At 69.9% G+C, this 15,927-nt stretch carries 15 protein-coding genes; 12 read left to right on the top strand and 3 right to left on the bottom strand.

Annotated features, from left to right (window positions below; translation table 11 throughout):
* Window positions 1-63 precede the first annotated feature (63 nt).
* The 3 genes from ACIPWY_RS21910 to ACIPWY_RS21920 all read left to right on the top strand — a co-directional run bounded on the left by ACIPWY_RS21910 (window position 64) and on the right by ACIPWY_RS21920 (window position 1,764).
* Window positions 64-879, top strand: a complete 816-nt coding sequence (locus ACIPWY_RS21910; RefSeq protein WP_362906733.1) for an SAM-dependent methyltransferase — start codon at window positions 64-66, stop codon at window positions 877-879.
* Between the two features lie 119 nt (window positions 880-998).
* Window positions 999-1,238 carry a putative T7SS-secreted protein gene (locus ACIPWY_RS21915; RefSeq protein ID WP_401534498.1) on the top strand — a complete coding sequence of 80 codons (240 nt, stop codon included), beginning with the start codon at window positions 999-1,001 and terminating at the stop codon, window positions 1,236-1,238.
* 292 nt (window positions 1,239-1,530) lie between these two features.
* The gene (locus ACIPWY_RS21920) at window positions 1,531-1,764 is read left to right on the top strand and encodes a hypothetical protein (RefSeq protein WP_362906737.1); all 234 of its coding nucleotides are present in this window, start codon (window positions 1,531-1,533) and stop codon (window positions 1,762-1,764) included.
* Between the two features lie 169 nt (window positions 1,765-1,933).
* On the opposite strand, the gene ACIPWY_RS21925 is transcribed toward ACIPWY_RS21920, so the two are convergent.
* Window positions 1,934-2,356, bottom strand: coding sequence for a secondary thiamine-phosphate synthase enzyme YjbQ (locus ACIPWY_RS21925; RefSeq protein WP_362906739.1), 423 nt, complete (start codon window positions 2,354-2,356; stop codon window positions 1,934-1,936).
* A gap of 121 nt (window positions 2,357-2,477) precedes the next feature.
* Between ACIPWY_RS21925 and ACIPWY_RS21930 the strand changes: the two genes are divergently transcribed.
* The 6 genes from ACIPWY_RS21930 to ACIPWY_RS21955 all read left to right on the top strand — a co-directional run bounded on the left by ACIPWY_RS21930 (window position 2,478) and on the right by ACIPWY_RS21955 (window position 7,895).
* A complete protein-coding gene (locus ACIPWY_RS21930; protein WP_351373514.1) occupies window positions 2,478-2,561 on the top strand; it encodes a putative leader peptide in 84 nt (27 codons plus the stop codon).
* Window positions 2,562-2,708: 147 nt separating this feature from the next.
* Window positions 2,709-3,614: an ABC transporter permease gene (locus tag ACIPWY_RS21935; RefSeq protein ID WP_362906741.1), complete on the top strand. Its 906-nt coding sequence runs from the start codon at window positions 2,709-2,711 to the stop codon at window positions 3,612-3,614.
* Entirely contained in the window at window positions 3,587-4,366 is a 780-nt protein-coding gene (locus tag ACIPWY_RS21940; protein WP_362906742.1) for an ABC transporter ATP-binding protein, read from the top strand. The genes ACIPWY_RS21935 and ACIPWY_RS21940 overlap by 28 nt, the downstream gene beginning before the upstream one ends.
* 145 nt (window positions 4,367-4,511) lie before the next feature.
* Window positions 4,512-5,555, top strand: coding sequence for an ABC transporter substrate-binding protein (locus ACIPWY_RS21945; RefSeq protein WP_362906744.1), 1,044 nt, complete (start codon window positions 4,512-4,514; stop codon window positions 5,553-5,555).
* Window positions 5,556-5,557: 2 nt separating this feature from the next.
* Complete coding sequence (locus ACIPWY_RS21950) at window positions 5,558-6,739, top strand: LLM class flavin-dependent oxidoreductase (RefSeq protein ID WP_362906746.1); 1,182 nt, start codon at window positions 5,558-5,560, stop codon at window positions 6,737-6,739.
* Between the two features lie 55 nt (window positions 6,740-6,794).
* Window positions 6,795-7,895: an NAD(P)-binding domain-containing protein gene (locus ACIPWY_RS21955; RefSeq protein ID WP_401534502.1), complete on the top strand. Its 1,101-nt coding sequence runs from the start codon at window positions 6,795-6,797 to the stop codon at window positions 7,893-7,895.
* An 18-nt stretch (window positions 7,896-7,913) separates the two neighbouring features.
* On the opposite strand, the gene mltG is transcribed toward ACIPWY_RS21955, so the two are convergent.
* Window positions 7,914-8,759 (bottom strand): endolytic transglycosylase MltG, encoded by an 846-nt coding sequence (mltG, locus tag ACIPWY_RS21960; protein ID WP_362906750.1) that lies wholly within the window; start codon window positions 8,757-8,759, stop codon window positions 7,914-7,916.
* Between the two features lie 91 nt (window positions 8,760-8,850).
* Window positions 8,851-10,665, bottom strand: a complete 1,815-nt coding sequence (locus ACIPWY_RS21965) for an ABC transporter ATP-binding protein (protein WP_401534504.1) — start codon at window positions 10,663-10,665, stop codon at window positions 8,851-8,853.
* Between the two features lie 93 nt (window positions 10,666-10,758).
* Here ACIPWY_RS21965 and ACIPWY_RS21970 point away from each other — a divergent pair, with 93 nt between their 5' ends.
* The 3 genes from ACIPWY_RS21970 to ACIPWY_RS21980 all read left to right on the top strand — a co-directional run bounded on the left by ACIPWY_RS21970 (window position 10,759) and on the right by ACIPWY_RS21980 (window position 15,831).
* Entirely contained in the window at window positions 10,759-11,202 is a 444-nt protein-coding gene (locus ACIPWY_RS21970) for a MarR family transcriptional regulator (protein ID WP_362906754.1), read from the top strand.
* 52 nt (window positions 11,203-11,254) lie between these two features.
* Complete coding sequence (locus ACIPWY_RS21975) at window positions 11,255-14,173, top strand: FAD-binding and (Fe-S)-binding domain-containing protein (protein ID WP_393702746.1); 2,919 nt, start codon at window positions 11,255-11,257, stop codon at window positions 14,171-14,173.
* A 176-nt stretch (window positions 14,174-14,349) separates the two neighbouring features.
* Window positions 14,350-15,831: a Gfo/Idh/MocA family protein gene (locus tag ACIPWY_RS21980; protein WP_393702748.1), complete on the top strand. Its 1,482-nt coding sequence runs from the start codon at window positions 14,350-14,352 to the stop codon at window positions 15,829-15,831.
* The last annotated feature ends 96 nt before the right edge of the window (window positions 15,832-15,927 follow it).

Genomic DNA, 15,927 nt, shown 5'->3' on the forward strand with positions numbered 1-15,927 from the left:
GGCGACGACAGCGGTCCCGATCCTGGCCTGCGGGCCGACAGACACACTCACGAAAGGGAGAACATGACCACCAAGCAGGCCGGCCGGGATCTCGACACGAGCAGGGCGCACTCTGCCCGGATGTACGACTACTTCCTCGGCGGCAAGGACCACTTCGAGGTCGACAAGGAGGCGGCCCTGCTCGCCGCCAAGGCCCACCCCGGCCTCCCCGTGACCGCCCGCGAGAACCGGGCGTTCATGCACCGGGCCACCCGTGTGCTGGCTCAGGAGCACGGCATCCGCCAGTGGCTCGACATCGGCACGGGCATCCCGACCGAGCCCAACCTGCACCAGGTCGCCCAGTCCGTCGCCGGCGATGCCCGCGTCGTGTACGTCGACAACGACCCCCTCGTGCTCAAGTACGCCGAACGCCTCATGCGCAGCACGACGCAGGGTCGCACGGCCTACATCGAGGCAGACGTCACCGACCCCGATGCGCTGATGAGCGCGGTGGAGGACTCCGAGGTCCTGGACTTCGACCAGCCCATCGCCCTCACCCTCAACGCGCTGATGCACTTCGTCACCGACCCCCACGACCCGTACGCCATCGTCCGTCGGCTGCTCGACCCGCTCCAGGCGGGCAGCGCCCTCGCCATGAACCACTGCACGCCCGACTTCGACCCCGACACCTGGAACGCGGTCGCGGAGGCCTACACCAACTCCGGGACTCCGGTGCAGTTCCGTTCGCACAGCGATGTCCGCCGGTTCTTCGACGGGCTCGATCTGATCGACCCCGGCATCTGCTGCTGCCACCGCTGGCGTCCCGCCGGACCCGACGACGGCACGGAGATCGCGGACGCCGAGATCAGCCTGTTGGCGGGCGTAGGCATCAAACACTGACCGCGGTCAGGCCAGGTCGGCAGTCCGGTCTGCTAAGCAGCCGCGTCCGCAGCCGCAGCGCGGTGAGCGGCATGTCTGGGTACCGGGATGCCTCGGGCAGGCCGTCCCGGTACCCAGACATGCCGCTCACCGCGTTCGACCATGTCGGCCAGGGCATGAAGAAGGTCGACTCGTCCGGCTGGGCGGGCGAGGGCGCCGACGCGTTCCGCAAGAAGTTCGGCGACCACCCCACCAAATGGGCCCACGCCTGCGACAGAGCAGCCGAAGCACTCGACACCTACGCCGACACCGTCAAATGGGCACAGGACAAAGCCGAGGAAGCCGTCGGGCCGGACCCCGGCTCGGATCGCACGAGATGAACAGCAAGCCGACCAAGGTCCATCTCCACATGGAAACCTGGACGTTCGAATCGTCCACCCACACATGGACCGTGAACAACACCATGGTTCGCGTGCCGCCAGGTAGTAATGCGCGTTGAGATTCTGGGCATTCTCGACGACACCACGGGCGATCACGCACCGGACATCGTCTTCGACAGCCCGGTCGGGCGAGCCTGGGCGCACTGGCGCTGGCCTGGGGCGGTGCGAGTGGGTGATGCGGTGGACGTCGAGATCGACGTCCCTGACACCGTCGTGAACTGGGCAGACGCGGGTGGCCCGGACACTCTGCGGGCGGACGCGCCGCGGGAGCCGGCAGATCAAGGGGGAAGTCGCCTCCGTCGACGAGGACGCCGTAGTGGCGATCCGGTGCGGCACCGACATCCTCCTCGTGGACTTCACGGCCACAGGAGCGCGAGGAGAAGGAGACCGGCCCGTGAAGCCCTCCGTCGGCGGCCGTGTCGAATTCACGGCTCCCTCCGTCGACGTCTACCCCTACTCGGTCTGATCCGTCTGGTCCCCCTGGTCCCCCTGGTCCGCCTGATCCGTCTCAGTTGAGAACAGCGAACGGTTCGCACAAGCGACCCGTGCAGGAAAATGGATCACGTCTGCTGCGCCCGGGGCTTCTCCGACCGACGCCGGTCGGTCGGACTTCCGTCCTGCGGTCGGCGTCCTCGTCACCCGAGAAACGACAACCGGACCTCCCGCCGCGCGTTGTCCTTGTTCGTGTCGACCAGGCACACCGACTGCCACGTACCGAGTTCCAGGGCGCCGGCGATCACCGGGAGGGTGGCGTGAGGTGGGACCAGGGCCGGGAGGACGTGGTCGCGGCCGTGACCCGGGGAGCCGTGGCGGTGTTGCCAGCGGTCATCCGCGGGGAGCAGTGAATGGAGGACCGCAAGGAGGTCGTCGTCACTGCCCGCGCCGGTTTCCATGACGGCCACGCCGGCCGTCGCGTGGGGCACGAAGATGTTGAGCAGGCCGTCGCGTCCCTCTGCGACCTCGCTCAGGAAGGTCTGGCAGTCGTGGGTCAGGTCGACGACCCGCTCCGCGGAGCCGGTGGACACGTTCAGGATGCGCGTGGTGAAGGCGTCGGACATGGATCCATCCTCACGCATCGGGCGCCGTACGTGCCCGATCCGCGCCCGTCCCCTGATACGGCGCGTCCATCCATCGAGACGGCATTGACCACACGTCGACAAGGTGGCTACTTTCTGCGGCATGTTGCGTTCAGTTCTGCTCACCACGCGCGGTCACATCGACCTGCTGCGGGTGGCCTCCGCCGCGTGTCGCCGCGGCCACTGACGCCCTTTCCCCGCATCTCCGGCTACGTCGCGTAGCCCCGTACGCCCCTGCCTCGACCCCGCGTGAACTCACGCGGGGGCGCTGACGCATACGCGTACCCCATTCACCTTCGCCGCTGCCCTCCCCTGCCTTCTGCGTGGAGCACCCATGAGCATCAGCCATGCCCCGCCGGATCCGGACGTCGTCGCCAAGTCGCCCGGCCCGGACGCCGCCGCCCCCGCCGATTCCGCTGCCGAACCCGCCGGCCGCCTCGAACTCGAACGCCTCGTTCCGTCGTCCACCCGCCGCACTCGGGTCCCGCGGTGGCTGCGCCGCACATCCGGACCCCTCCTCCTGCTCGTCCTGTGGCAACTCCTCAGCAGTACAGGCGTGTTGACCGCCGACGTCCTCGCGTCGCCCGGCACCATCGCCCGCGTCGCCGGCGATCTCGTCTCCGACGGGTCGCTGCCGAACGCCATGGGGGTATCACTCCAACGCGTGGCGATCGGCCTGCTGTTCGGCGTCGTCGTCGGTACCGGGCTCGCCCTCGTCTCGGGCCTGTTCCGGGTCGGCGAGGACCTCGTCGACGCGAGCGTGCAGATGCTGCGGACCGTGCCGTTCGTCGGCCTGATCCCCCTGTTCATCATCTGGTTCGGGATCGGCGAGGCACCGAAGATCGCCATCATCACGCTGGGCGTCTCATTCCCGCTGTACCTGAACGTGTACGCCGGAATCCGCGGCGTGGACGCGCAGTTGATCGAGGCCGGGGAGTCCCTGGGGCTCTCCCGCTGGGGTCTCGTGCGCCATGTGGTCCTGCCGGGCGCGCTGCCCGGCGCGATGACGGGGCTGCGGTACTCGCTCGGCATCTCGTGGCTCGCCCTGGTCTTCGCCGAGCAGATCAACGCGGACGCCGGCATCGGCTTCCTGATGGTGCAGGCCCGCGACTTCCTGCGGACCGACGTCATCGTCGTATGCCTGATCGTCTACGCGTTCCTCGGCCTGCTCGCCGACTTCGTCGTCCGTACCCTCGAAAGGCTGCTGCTGCAATGGCGACCGACGTTCACCGGCCGGTGACCACCACCAAGTCCCCGTCCGTAGAGCCCCGTTCTGCCGTACGCGTGGAGGGGCTCACCCGCTCCTTCGACGGGCGCGCCGTCATCGACCGCCTCGATCTCGACGTGAGGCCGGGCGAGTTCGTGGCGCTGCTCGGCCGCAGCGGCTGCGGCAAGTCCACCCTGCTGCGCATCCTCGCCGGGCTCGACCGCGACATCGAGGGCACCGTGCTCGTGCCGCGCCGCAAGGCCGTCGCGTTCCAGGCGCCGCGCCTCATGCCGTGGAAGCGGGTGTGGCGCAATGTGCTGCTCGGGCTGCCCGGGAAACCCGAACGGGCCGTCGCCGAGCGGGCGTTGGATGAGGTCGGTCTCAGCCACCGTGCGAGCGCCTGGCCCAAGACGCTCTCCGGCGGCGAGGCCCAGCGCGCCTCGCTGGCCCGCGCCCTGGTGCGCGAGCCCGACCTGCTGCTGCTCGACGAGCCGTTCGGCGCACTGGACGCGCTCACCCGCATCAAGGCGCAGCGCCTCGTCGACGAGCTGTGGCAGCGGCGCGGCTGCGCCGTCCTCCTGGTCACGCACGACGTCGAGGAGGCCGTCCTGCTCGCCGACCGCGTGCTCGTGATGGACGAAGGCGTCATCGCGTACGAGACCGAGATCGATCTGGAACGTCCACGCGGGATCTCCGACCCGCGCTTCGGCGAGCTGCGTGCCGAGCTGCTCCACCGTCTGGGGGTCGACGTGCCGGAGACTTCCTCCTCCCCTGCGGCTGCCTGACGTCTCATCAGGTTGTCCCACCCCGTTACACACCACCCCTACACACAGCACCCGTACCAGCGCACCGCCGTACGGCCATTCCGGCCTGCGCCCGACGGGCCGATGCCGGCTATGGCCGGCCATGAACCCACGAAACGGACTCCCCATGCGACGACGCCTCGCCTCCCCTCTACTGCTCCCTCTGGCCCTGCTGCTCGCCGCCTGCTCCGGCACCTCCGCCGCCGACACGTCCACGGGCGGCTCGGGCGGCGGCAGGACCGACGGCAAGGGGGCCCTCACGCTCAACGTCGGTGACCAGAAGGGCGGTTCGGAAGCCGTGCTGCGGGCCGCCGGAGAGCTCGACGACCTCGACTACAAGATCCGCTGGTCGACCTTCACGTCCGGGCCGCCGCTCCTCGAAGCCGTCAACGCCAAGGCGGTCGACATCGGAGGGGTCGGCAACACCCCGCCCGTCTTCGCGGCCGGCGCCAACTCGAAGATCTCCGTCGTGGCGGCCAGCCACGGCACCGCGCAGGGCGACGCCATCCTCGTCCCGAACGACTCGAAGCTGAAGAAGCCCGAGGACCTCAAGGGCAGGTCCATCGCCGTGGCGCAGGGTTCGTCCGCGCACTACCAGCTCGTCGCGTCCCTGAAGAAGGCCGGCCTGTCCCTGAAGGACGTGCAGGTCAAGTACCTCCAGCCGGCCGACGCGCTCGCCGCGTTCACCGGCGGCAAGGTGGACGCCTGGGCCGTCTGGGACCCGTACACCTCCCAGGTTCTGCGGGGGAAGCAGGGGCGGGTGCTCACCGATGGGGGCGGGATCACCAATGGGCTCGCGTTCCAGATCGCGGCGCCGTCCTCGCTCAAGGACAGCAAGAAGGCCGCCGCGATCGGTGACTACCTCAAGCGGCTCAAGCGAGCGCAGGACTGGGTCTTCAAGCATCCCGAGGCGTGGGCGAAGGTCTGGTCGAAGGACACCGGGCTGCCGTACGACGTCGCCCTGGACGCGGTGAAGCGCACCAACGGCACCCGGGTCACCGTCGCCGTCGACAAGCCCGCCATCGCCTCGGAGCAGCAGATCGCCGACACCTTCACGGCACTGAAGCTGATCCCCCGGAAGATCGACTTCGCGTCGTTCGTGGACACCCGGTTCAACGGTGGTCTTCCGGCATCGACGACCGCACCCCGCACCTTCGGCAAGGAGTCCTGACCATGAGCGTTCACCTTCACTGGTTCCTGCCGACCGGCGGCGACGGCCGCACGCTCGTGGACCGGCACGCCTACACCGACGGAGGCGTCAAGCGCTCGCGGATCGCCCCGGTCAGCGGCGTGCGCGCGCCCGACATCGAATATCTGGCCCAAATCGCCAAGGCCGCCGAGCAGTTGGGGTTCGAGGCGGTACTGACGCCGACGGGTACGTGGTGCGAGGACGCCTGGCTGACGACGGTGGCGCTCGCCCAGCACACCGAGCGGCTGAAGTTCCTGGTGGCCTTCCGTCCCGGGGTGATCTCGCCGGTGCTCGCCGCCCAGATGGCGGCGACGTATCAGCGGATCACGCGCGGCCGGCTGCTCCTGAACGTGGTGACGGGTGGTGACTCGACCGAGCAGCGGCGCTTCGGTGACCACCTGGATCACGACCGGCGCTATGCGCGGACCGATGAGTTCCTGTCGGTCGTCCGCGGGGTGTGGAGCGGGCAGCCGTTCGACTTCGGCGGTGAGCACTACCAGGTGGAGGGCGGTCTCACCGCGCTGCCGCCGGACCCGCTGCCGGAGATCTTCTTCGGCGGTTCGTCGGCCGCGGCGGGCCCGGTCGCCGCGCGGCACACGGATGTGTATCTGACCTGGGGCGAGCCGCCCGAGCAGGTGAAGCAGAAGATCGACTGGATCAGAGGGCTCGCCGAGAGGGAGGGGCGCACGGTCCGCTTCGGGATCCGGCTGCACACGATTTCGCGCGACTCGTCGGCGGAGGCGTGGGCTGCGGCGAACCGGCTGCTCGACGACCTGTCGCCGGAGACGGTGGCCGCCGCCCAGGAGGCGCTCGGCCGCAGTGAGTCGGTCGGCCAACAGCGGATGCTCGCGCTCCACGGGGGCTCGCGCGACGACCTGGAGATCTCGCCCAATCTGTGGGCGGGCGTCGGTCTGGTGCGGGGCGGCGCGGGCACGGCGCTCGTCGGCAGCCACGCGGACGTCGCCGACCGGATCGAGGAGTACCACGCGCTGGGCGTCGAGCACTTCGTCCTGTCGGGCTATCCCCACCTGGAGGAGGCGTACTGGTTCGGGGAGGGCGTGATCCCGGATCTGGCGGCGCGCGGGCTGCTGCCGCGGATCCCGGCGTCCCCGCTCCCCAGGCCTGCCGTCGGAGGCGCACCGCTCCTGGTCGCCGGGGGCCGCTGAACCGTCGCGCGCCCGGTGCGGGAAGATCCACGACCCCGGCACAGTTAGTAGAACCGTGAACGATATCGGGGTACGGGACACAGCGGGCGCGCATGAGGTCGACGTGGTCGTCATAGGCGCTGGGCAGGCAGGACTGTCCAGCGCCTATCACCTGCGCCGGGCCGGCTTCGAGCCGGAGCGGGACTTCGTCGTCCTCGACCACTCACCGCGTCCCGGCGGCGCCTGGCAGTTCCGCTGGCCTTCACTGACGTACGGCAAGGTGCACGGCATGCACTCGCTGCCGGGCATGGAACTGACCGGAGCGGACCCGTCCCGGCCGTCGTCAGAGGTGATCGCGGCGTACTTTGCCTCATACGAGGAGACCTTCGACCTGCGGGTGCGACGTCCCGTCGATGTGCGCGCCGTGCGCGAGGGAGACGGGCGCAGGCTCCTCGTCGAGACGTCCGACGGGACGTGGTCGACGCGGGCGCTGATCAATGCGACGGGGACCTGGGACCGGCCGTTCTGGCCGCGCTACCCGGGCCAGGAGACATTCCGCGGGCGCCAGCTCCACACGGCCATCTACCCCGGTCCGGAGGCGTTCCGCGGACAGCGAGTGATCGTGGTGGGCGGTGGGGCCTCCGGTACGCAGCACCTGATGGAGATCGCGCCCCACGCGGCCGCGACGACCTGGGTGACGCGCCGGCCGCCCGTCTTCAACGAGGGTCCCTTCGACGAGAACTTCGGCCGCGCGGCGGTCGCCCTGGTCGACGAGCGGGTCCGGGCGGGGCTACCGCCGCAGAGCGTGGTGTCGGTGACGGGGCTGCCGCTGAACGACGCGATCCGGCAGGCCCGCGCCGACGGTGTGCTCGACCGGCTGCCGATGTTCGACCGGATCACACCGTCCGGCGTGGAGTGGGACGACGGACGGCGGGTCGACGCGGACGTCATCCTGTGGGCCACTGGTTTCCGGCCTGCGATCGAGCATCTGGCGCCACTGAAGCTGCGCGGGCCCGGCGGCGGCATCCAGGCGGAGGACACCCGGGTCGTCGCCGATCCGCGGATCCACCTGGTGGGCTACGGACCTTCGGCCAGCACGATCGGCGCCAACCGCGCGGGGCGCGCGGCCGTCCGGGACATCAAGCGCCTGCTGGCCGGAGCCCCGGCCACCGTGTGACGCACCGACGTGGCCCGATCAGGCGGACGACGGCTTGCCGCTCGTGTGCAGCTTGTTGACCTCCGCGACGTTCTTCTGCTGTTCGTCGAAGTCCGCCGTGAAGCGCGTGTCGCCGGGCTTGACCGTCACGAAGTACAGCCAGTCCCCCTGCGGCGGGCTGATCGCGGCCTTCATGGCCTCGGCCCCGGGATTGGCGATCGGGGTGGGCGGCAGCCCCATCCGGACGTAGGTGTTGTACGGGTTCTCGGCCCGGGTCTTCTTGGTGGTGTTGACCGTGGAGCGCTTGAGCCCGTAGTTGATGATCGAGTCCATCTGGAGCGGCATGCCATGGTCGAGGCGGTTGTAGATGACGCGGGCCACCTTGCCCATGTCCCCCTTGGTGGCGGCTTCGGCCTCCACAATGCTCGCGATGGTGAGGGTCTGATACGGGTTCACCGCGTCCCGGTCGGCTCCCGCCGTCACCTGGCTGCCGTTCAACTTCTTGTTGGCGGTGTTGACCATGTCGGACAACAGGGTCGACGGAGTCGACTTGTCGTTGAGTGGATACGTCGCCGGGAAGAGATAGCCCTCCGGGTTGCCCCCTGCGTCCCCGGGGAGCTTGAGGCCGGCCTTGGGCACCGCCTTTTCGGTCGTGCCTGCCGGGACACCGAGGGCCTTGTCCAGGGCCTCGTAGACCTGGCCCGCGCGCCAGCCCTCGGGGACGGTCAGTGCCTGCGGCCGCTTGTCACCACCAACGTTGCCCAGGAGCAGGAGCGGCATCACCACGGCGGCAGCCCCCGCCACGAGGGCCCCACCCGCGATCAGGGAGGCGCGGCCCCTGCGCGTCACTCGCACCGTGGTTCCTTGCGGAGTCTCGTTCAGCATGGCCGAACGCTAACCCGCAGAGGGTGACATACCAGGCATATCGCAGGGTCGGTGGCTCCACTCGGCTGTCACCCGCGTGCCCGGACACGGGCTATCTCGCGGGCTCCAGTTGGGCGTCTCTGCGCACCAGGGCGGCATAGCGGCCGTCCCGCTCCAAGAGCTCCTCATGGGTGCCCCGCTCGGCGACCTGCCCGCCGTCGAGGACGACGATCTGGTCGGCGCTCCGGATCGTGGAGAGCCGGTGGGCGATCGTCACCGTCGTGCGATTGGCCGACAGCGCGTCGATCGCCTCCTGCACGGCGAACTCGGTGCGGGTGTCCAGGGCGCTCGTCGCCTCGTCGAGGATGAGGATCGGCGGATCGCGCAGGATGGTGCGGGCGATGGCGAGGCGCTGCTTCTCGCCGCCGGAGAACCGGTGGCCGCGCTCGCCGACGACCGTGTCGTACCCGTCGGGCAGGGAGGCGATGTGCTCGTGGATCTGGGCCGCCCTGGCCGCCGCGTGCAGCTCCTCCTCCGTGGCGTCGGGCTTGGCGAAGCGGAGGTTCTCCGCGACCGAGGCGTGGAAGAGGTACGTCTCCTGGGAGACGACTCCGACGGCCCGGGCGAGGGTGTCGAAGTCCAGGTCGCGCACATCCACCCCGTCGAGCGTGACGCGTCCGCCCGTGACGTCGTACAGACGCGGCACCAGATAGCTGAGCGTGGACTTGCCCGAACCCGTGGGGCCGACGACGGCCAGGCTGCCGCCCGCCGGGACGGTGACATCGATCCCGTCGAGTATCGCCGCGCTCTTGCCGTCGGCGATGTCGTAGCGGAACTCGACGTTCTCGAAGCGGACTTCGCCCTTGATCGTGTCGAGGCGGACGGGCTTCTCGGGCTCGGTGATGTCGATCGGCAGGTCGAGGTACTCGAAGATGCGCTGGAAGAGCGCCAGCGAGGTCTGAATCTGGACGCCGGTGGCGAGCAGGCTCACGGTCGGCCGGAACAGCCCCTGCTGGAGCGAGACGAACGCGACCAGGGTGCCGATCGAGACGGAGGGGCCGCCGAGCTGGAGTGCGACGCCCGCGACCCAGTAGATGACGGCGGGCATGGCGGCCATGACGATCGTGATGACGGCCATGCGCCACCGCCCCGCCATGTTCGACCGGACCTCCAGGCCGACCAGCTGCTCGGACTCGTCGGCGAACGAGCGGGTGAGCGAGTCGGCGCGCCCCATGGTGCGACCGAGGAGGATGCCGCTCACGGAGAGGGACTCGGTGACTGTGGCGGCCATCGCGGCCATCTGCTTCTGGCGCTGCGTGGCGATCTTCTTGCGCTCACGGCCGACTCGGCGGCTCATCCACACGAAGACAGGCAGCAGGAGCAGCGAGACGGCCGTGAGCCGCCAGTCGAGCGCGACCATCGCCACGACGGTGGCGACCACGCTGGTGAGGTTCGAGACCAGGGACGTGGCGGTGGAGGTGACCGTCGCCTGCATGCCACCGATGTCGTTGGCGATGCGGGACTGGACCTCGCCCGTGCGGGTCCTGGTGAAGAAGGCCAGCGACATGCGCTGGAGCCGGCCGTACACGGCGGTGCGCAGGTCGTGCATGACGCGCTGGCCGACGGTCGTGGAGATCAGGGTCTGCAGGACGCCGAAGATGCTGGTCACGACGGCGCTGAGGATCATGCCCAGGGCGAGCAGGCTCAGCAGGCCGGTGCGGCCCTGCGGGATAGCGGTGTCGAGGATCTCCTTGAGCAGGAAGGGAGTGGCGACCGAGACGAGCGAGGCGGCGCCGACCAGCAGGCCGACCAGCGCGAGGCGGGCGCGGTAGGGACGGAAGAGGGCCAGGATGCGGCGCATCTGCCGCGGCTCCGGCGACGTGGTGTCGGATGGCGACGGCGTCCAGCCGGGTTCATGGTGATGCATGAGCCTCCTACGGGTGGCGATTCAAGGTCTCAGGGAGCATAGCTCATTGTTACCTATACTCACAATGCACAAGGTCCTGATATTCTTCCGCACATGAGTACCCCGGACGCCGACGGCCTTCTCGCGGAACAGCTGCTCCGGCTGACCCGACGGCTGCAGCGGATCCAGAAGCGCTATCTGGAGCCGGTCGGGATCACACCCGCCCAGTCCCGGCTCCTGCGCACCCTCGTGCACTACGACACGCCGCCGCGCATGGCCGACCTCGCCGAGCGCCTCGAAGTCGTGCCCCGCGCCGTGACGACCCTGGTCGACGGACTCGAGGCGGCCGACCTGGTGCGCCGGGTACCCGATCCCACCAATCGCAGGGTGATCCGCATCGAGCTCACCGAGCTGGGGCGCAAAGCACTCCGTGAGTTGCGGAGCGCGCGCAGGACCGCCGCAGAGGACATCCTGGCTCCATTGACCCCCGACCAGCGCGCCCAGTTGGGCGTCCTGATGAACGCGCTGTTCGAGACGCCGTACGACCACCGCTGTTAGGCCCTGGGTGTCAGGCCCTGAGCCGCAGCGTCCGAGGAGAGGCTGGACAGGCATGCCCCTGCTGGAGCCGAAGCCACAAGCGCTGCGCCCGGACCCGCACGTGGGAGGCCCGGCGCCCGACCGGGTGCCCGACGCGCGGGCCGGCGGGACCCCGGAGCCGCTGCGCTCCGACCTGGTCGGGCTCCTGGGGGCGGACAAGGTCCTCACCCACATCTCGGACCTCGTGCGGTACGCGTCGGACGCGAGTCCCTACCGTTTCGTGCCACAGGTCGTGGTGGTCGCCGAGGACATCGACGACGTGTCGGCCGTCCTGTCGTACGCGCACGGCAAGGGCCGCGAGGTGGTCTTCCGCGCGGCGGGCACGTCGCTGAACGGGCAGGCGCAGGGCGAGGACATCCTCGTGGACGTCCGCAAGCACTGGGCGGGCATCGAGGTCATCGGTGACGGCGAGCGGGCCCGGATCGGCCCGGGCACGACGGTCGTACGCGCCAACACCACGCTCGCGCGGCACGGCCGCGTGCTCGGCCCCGATCCGGCCAGCGCGATCGCCTGCACGATCGGCGGGGTCGTCGCGAACAACGCATCGGGCATGACGGCGGGCACCACCAGGAACTCGTACCGGACCGTCGCCTCGCTCACCTTCGTGCTGCCCTCCGGCACCGTGGTGGACACGGCCGACCCCGATGCCGAAGCGTTCCTCGAGCACGCCGAACCGGCCCTCTGCGTGGGCCTGTTGGAGATCAAGGGCGAGATCGAGGCCGACGCGGAGCTGGTCGCCCGTATCCGCGCCAAGTACGAGATCAAGAACACCAACGGCTACCGCCTGGACGCCTTCCTGGACGGCGCGACGCCCGTGGAGATCCTGCGCGGCCTCATGGTGGGTTCCGAGGGGACGTTCGGCTTCATCTCCGAGGTCGTGTTCGACACGCTGCCCCTCGACCGGAAGGTGTCCACGGCGCTGCTGTTCTTCCCCTCGCTGCCCGCGGCGGCAGCGGCGGTCCCGCTGTTCAACGAGGCGGGCGCGATCGCCGTCGAGGTGATGGACGGCAATACTCTGCGGGCCTCGGTGCGTGTGGAGGGGGTGCCCGCCGACTGGGCGCGCCTGCCCAAGTCGACGACGGCGCTCCTGGTCGAGTTCCGCGCGCCGGACGAGGCCGCCCAGGAGCGTTACGAGGCGGCGGCCGCCGAGGTGCTTGAGGGGCTCGAACTGGTGACGCCCGTGGCCTCGGTGACCAACGCGTTCACGCGGGACGCGAAGACGATCGGTGGCTACTGGAAGGCCCGCAAGGCGTTCGTGACGGCGGTCGGCGGATCGCGCCCCTCCGGGACGACGCTGATCACCGAGGATTTCGCGGTGCCGCCGTCGCGCCTGGCCGAGGCGTGCGAGGCCCTCCTCGAACTCCAGACCCGGCACGGCTTCGACGCCGCCGTCGCCGGTCATGCGGCACACGGCAATCTGCACTTCCTGCTCGCCTTCGACGCGGGCAGGCCCGAGGACGTCGAGCGGTATGCCGCCTTCATGGACGAGTTCTGCCGTCTCACCGTCGAGCGTTTCGACGGGTCGCTCAAGGCCGAGCACGCCACGGGGCGCAACATCGCGCCGTTCCTCGAACTCGAATGGGGCGCGAAGGCCACGGAGTTGATGTGGCGCACGAAGCAGGTCATCGACCCGGACGGCGTCCTCGCGCCGCGTATCGTCCTCGACCGCGATCCCAAGGCCCATCTGCGCGGCCTCAAGACGATCCCCAAGGTGGAGCTGATCGCCGACCCGTGCATCGAGTGCGGGTTCTGCGAGCCGACGTGCCCCAGTGAGGACCTGACGACCACGCCCCGCCAACGGATCGTCCTGCGCCGCGAGATGATGCGCCAGCCCTCCGGTTCGCCGGTCGAGGACGGGCTCGTCGAGGCGTACGGGTACGACGCGGTGGACACGTGCGCGGGCGACTCGACCTGCAAGCTGGCCTGTCCGGTCGGCATCGACACGGGCGCCTTCATGAAGGAGTTCCGCCACGCGCGGCACTCCCCGCGCGAGGAGAGGGTGGCCGCGTTCACGGCGAAGAACTTCAAGGCCGTCGAGGCGTCGGCGCGGCTCGCCGTGGCGGCCGCCGGCAAGATCGGCGACCGGCTCCTGACCTCCGTGACCCAGGCCGCCCGCAAGGCCGTCCGCCCCGACCTGGTACCGGAGTGGCTGCCGGAGATCCCCGCTGCCGCCGCCCGGAAGCTCCCCCGCACCGCGCGCGTGGGCGCCGCCGCGGTCTACTACCCGGCCTGTGTGAACCGCATCTTCGGCACCCCGGGTGCCGTGTCACTCCCGCAGGCCGTGGTCGCCGTCTCCGCGCGCGCGGGACGGCCGGTCTGGATTCCGGACGATGTCGCGGGAACGTGCTGCGCCACGATCTGGCACTCGAAGGGCTACGACGAGGGCAACACCGTCATGGCGAACCGGATCGTCGAGGCGGCCTGGGGCTGGACCGCCGGCGGCAGACTGCCGCTCGTCGTCGACGCCTCGTCGTGCACGCTCGGCATCGCCCATGAAGTCGTCCCCTGTCTGACGGACGACAACAGGGAGTTGCACAAGGAGCTCACGATCGTCGACTCGATCGTCTGGGCTGCGGACGAGCTGCTTCCGCACCTCACGGTGCACCGGACGGTCGGTTCGGCGGTCCTTCATCCGACGTGCTCCATGGAGCACCTCGGCGATGTGGCACAGCTGCGGGCCGTCGCCGAGGCCTGCGCCGACGAGGTCGTCGTCCCGGACGACGCCGGGTGCTGCGCCTTCGCGGGCGACCGGGGCATGCTCCACAAGGAGCTCACCGAGTCGGCCACGCGCAGGGAGGCAGCCGAGGTGACCGCCCGGGACTTCGACGCGCATCTGTCGGCGAACCGCATGTGCGAGGTGGGCATGGACCACGCGACGGGCCGCGGCTACTACTCCGTGATCGTGGCGCTGGAACGCGCGACGCGCCCCTAGGCCAGTGGCGCCGAGGGGCTTGGCACGCCAACTTCCGCCTCGCCGCTACCCGCAGGTCCCAAAGACTCCGTAAAGAAAGTCCAACTCCCGGACCACTTCTGCCCCTTGCGTCCCCGTGTCGTCCCCCTCCAGGGTGGCAAGCGCTTGCAGCGCAGCCACCCACCGATGGAGGTCCGATGCACGACGACAACGCGACACCGGCACCCGACGCGAGCCACGAGCAGCCCGATCACGACGCAGCCGGGCAGTCCCGCAGGACCGTGCTGCGGACGGCCGGCATCGCCGGGGCGGGGCTCGGACTCGGCGCGTTCACCGGTGGCTCGGCTCAGGCCGCCGGCGGACAGTCCGAGGCCGGGCGGAGCGGGGCCGGGCAGGCCGGGGCGGCGGCCGCCGAGGCCCCGGCCCGGAAGGGCGAGACCATGGTCGGCGTGCCCTTCGAGGGGCGTTCCACCGTGCGGGTCGGCATCATCGGGCTCGGCAACCGCGGCGGCAGCATGATCGATCTGTTCCTGGCGATTCCGGGGGTCCAAGTGGTCGCGCTCTGCGACCCGGTGAAGGACAAGACCGCGAGAGCGGCGGCCAAGGTGACGGCCGCGGGCCAGCCCGCCCCGGCGACGTACACCAAGGGCGATCACGATTTCGAGAACCTGTGCAAACGGGGCGACATCGACTTCGTGTACGCGGCGACGCCCTGGGACTGGCACTTCGAGATGGCCAAGACGGCGATGCTGAACGGCAAGCACGTCGGTGTGGAGTGTCCGATCGCCCTCCAGCTCGACCAGCTCTGGGAGTTGGTCGATCTCTCCGAGCGCACCCGCAGGCACTGCATGCAGTTGGAGAACTGCTGCTACGGCAGGAACGAGATGCGGGTCCTGCGGATGGCGCACGCCGGCAAGTTCGGCGATCTGCTGCACGGAGCGGGCGCCTACAACCACGACCTGCGCGGCCTGATGTTCGACCCCGACTACTACGAGGGCCCGTGGCGGCGGCTGTGGCACACGCGGCTGCGCGGCGATCTGTACCCCAACCACGGCTTCGGCCCGGTCGCCAACTACATGGACATCAACCGTGGTGACCGCGTCACACACATCTCCAGCTTCGGCACGCCCTCGCTCGGCCTCGCCCAGTACCGCGAGGCCCATATGCCGAAGGGCGACCCGAGCTGGAAGGAGACGTACATCGAGTCCGACCGCACCATCAGCCTGGTCCAGACGGCGAAGGGGCGTGTCATCCGGCTCGAACACGATGTGTCCACACCCCACCCCTACTCGCGGATCAACAGCCTCGGCGGCACGAAGGGTGTGTTCGAGGACTACCCGGAGCGGATCTATATAGAGCCGGACCACACGAACGACTCCTGGGGTGACTTCTCCAAGTACACCGACTTCGACCACTGGCTGTGGAAGGAGCACTCCAACCCGCCGGGCGGCCACGGCGGCATGGACTACATCATGGTGTTCCGTCTGATGCAGTGTCTGCGAGTCGGCCTGGTACCGGACTTCGACGTGTACGACGCCGCCACGTGGACGTCTCCGGTACCGCTGAGCCACCTGTCGATCAAGGCGAAGGGGGCGCCTCAGGCGATCCCCGACTTCACGCGCGGGATGTGGAAGAAGGCGCGGCCGGGGGTGGATTCCGAGAAGCCCGAGGGGGCCTGACGGCGTGGGGGTGCCGCCCCCCCCGCCCCCCGGGGCCCGGCCCCCCCCCCCCGCCCCCCCCCCCCCACCCCCCGGCGCACCGAAACCCGCGGGGAG

Source organism: Streptomyces sp. NPDC090032, from assembly GCF_044748025.1.
Lineage (GTDB): Bacteria > Actinomycetota > Actinomycetes > Streptomycetales > Streptomycetaceae > Streptomyces.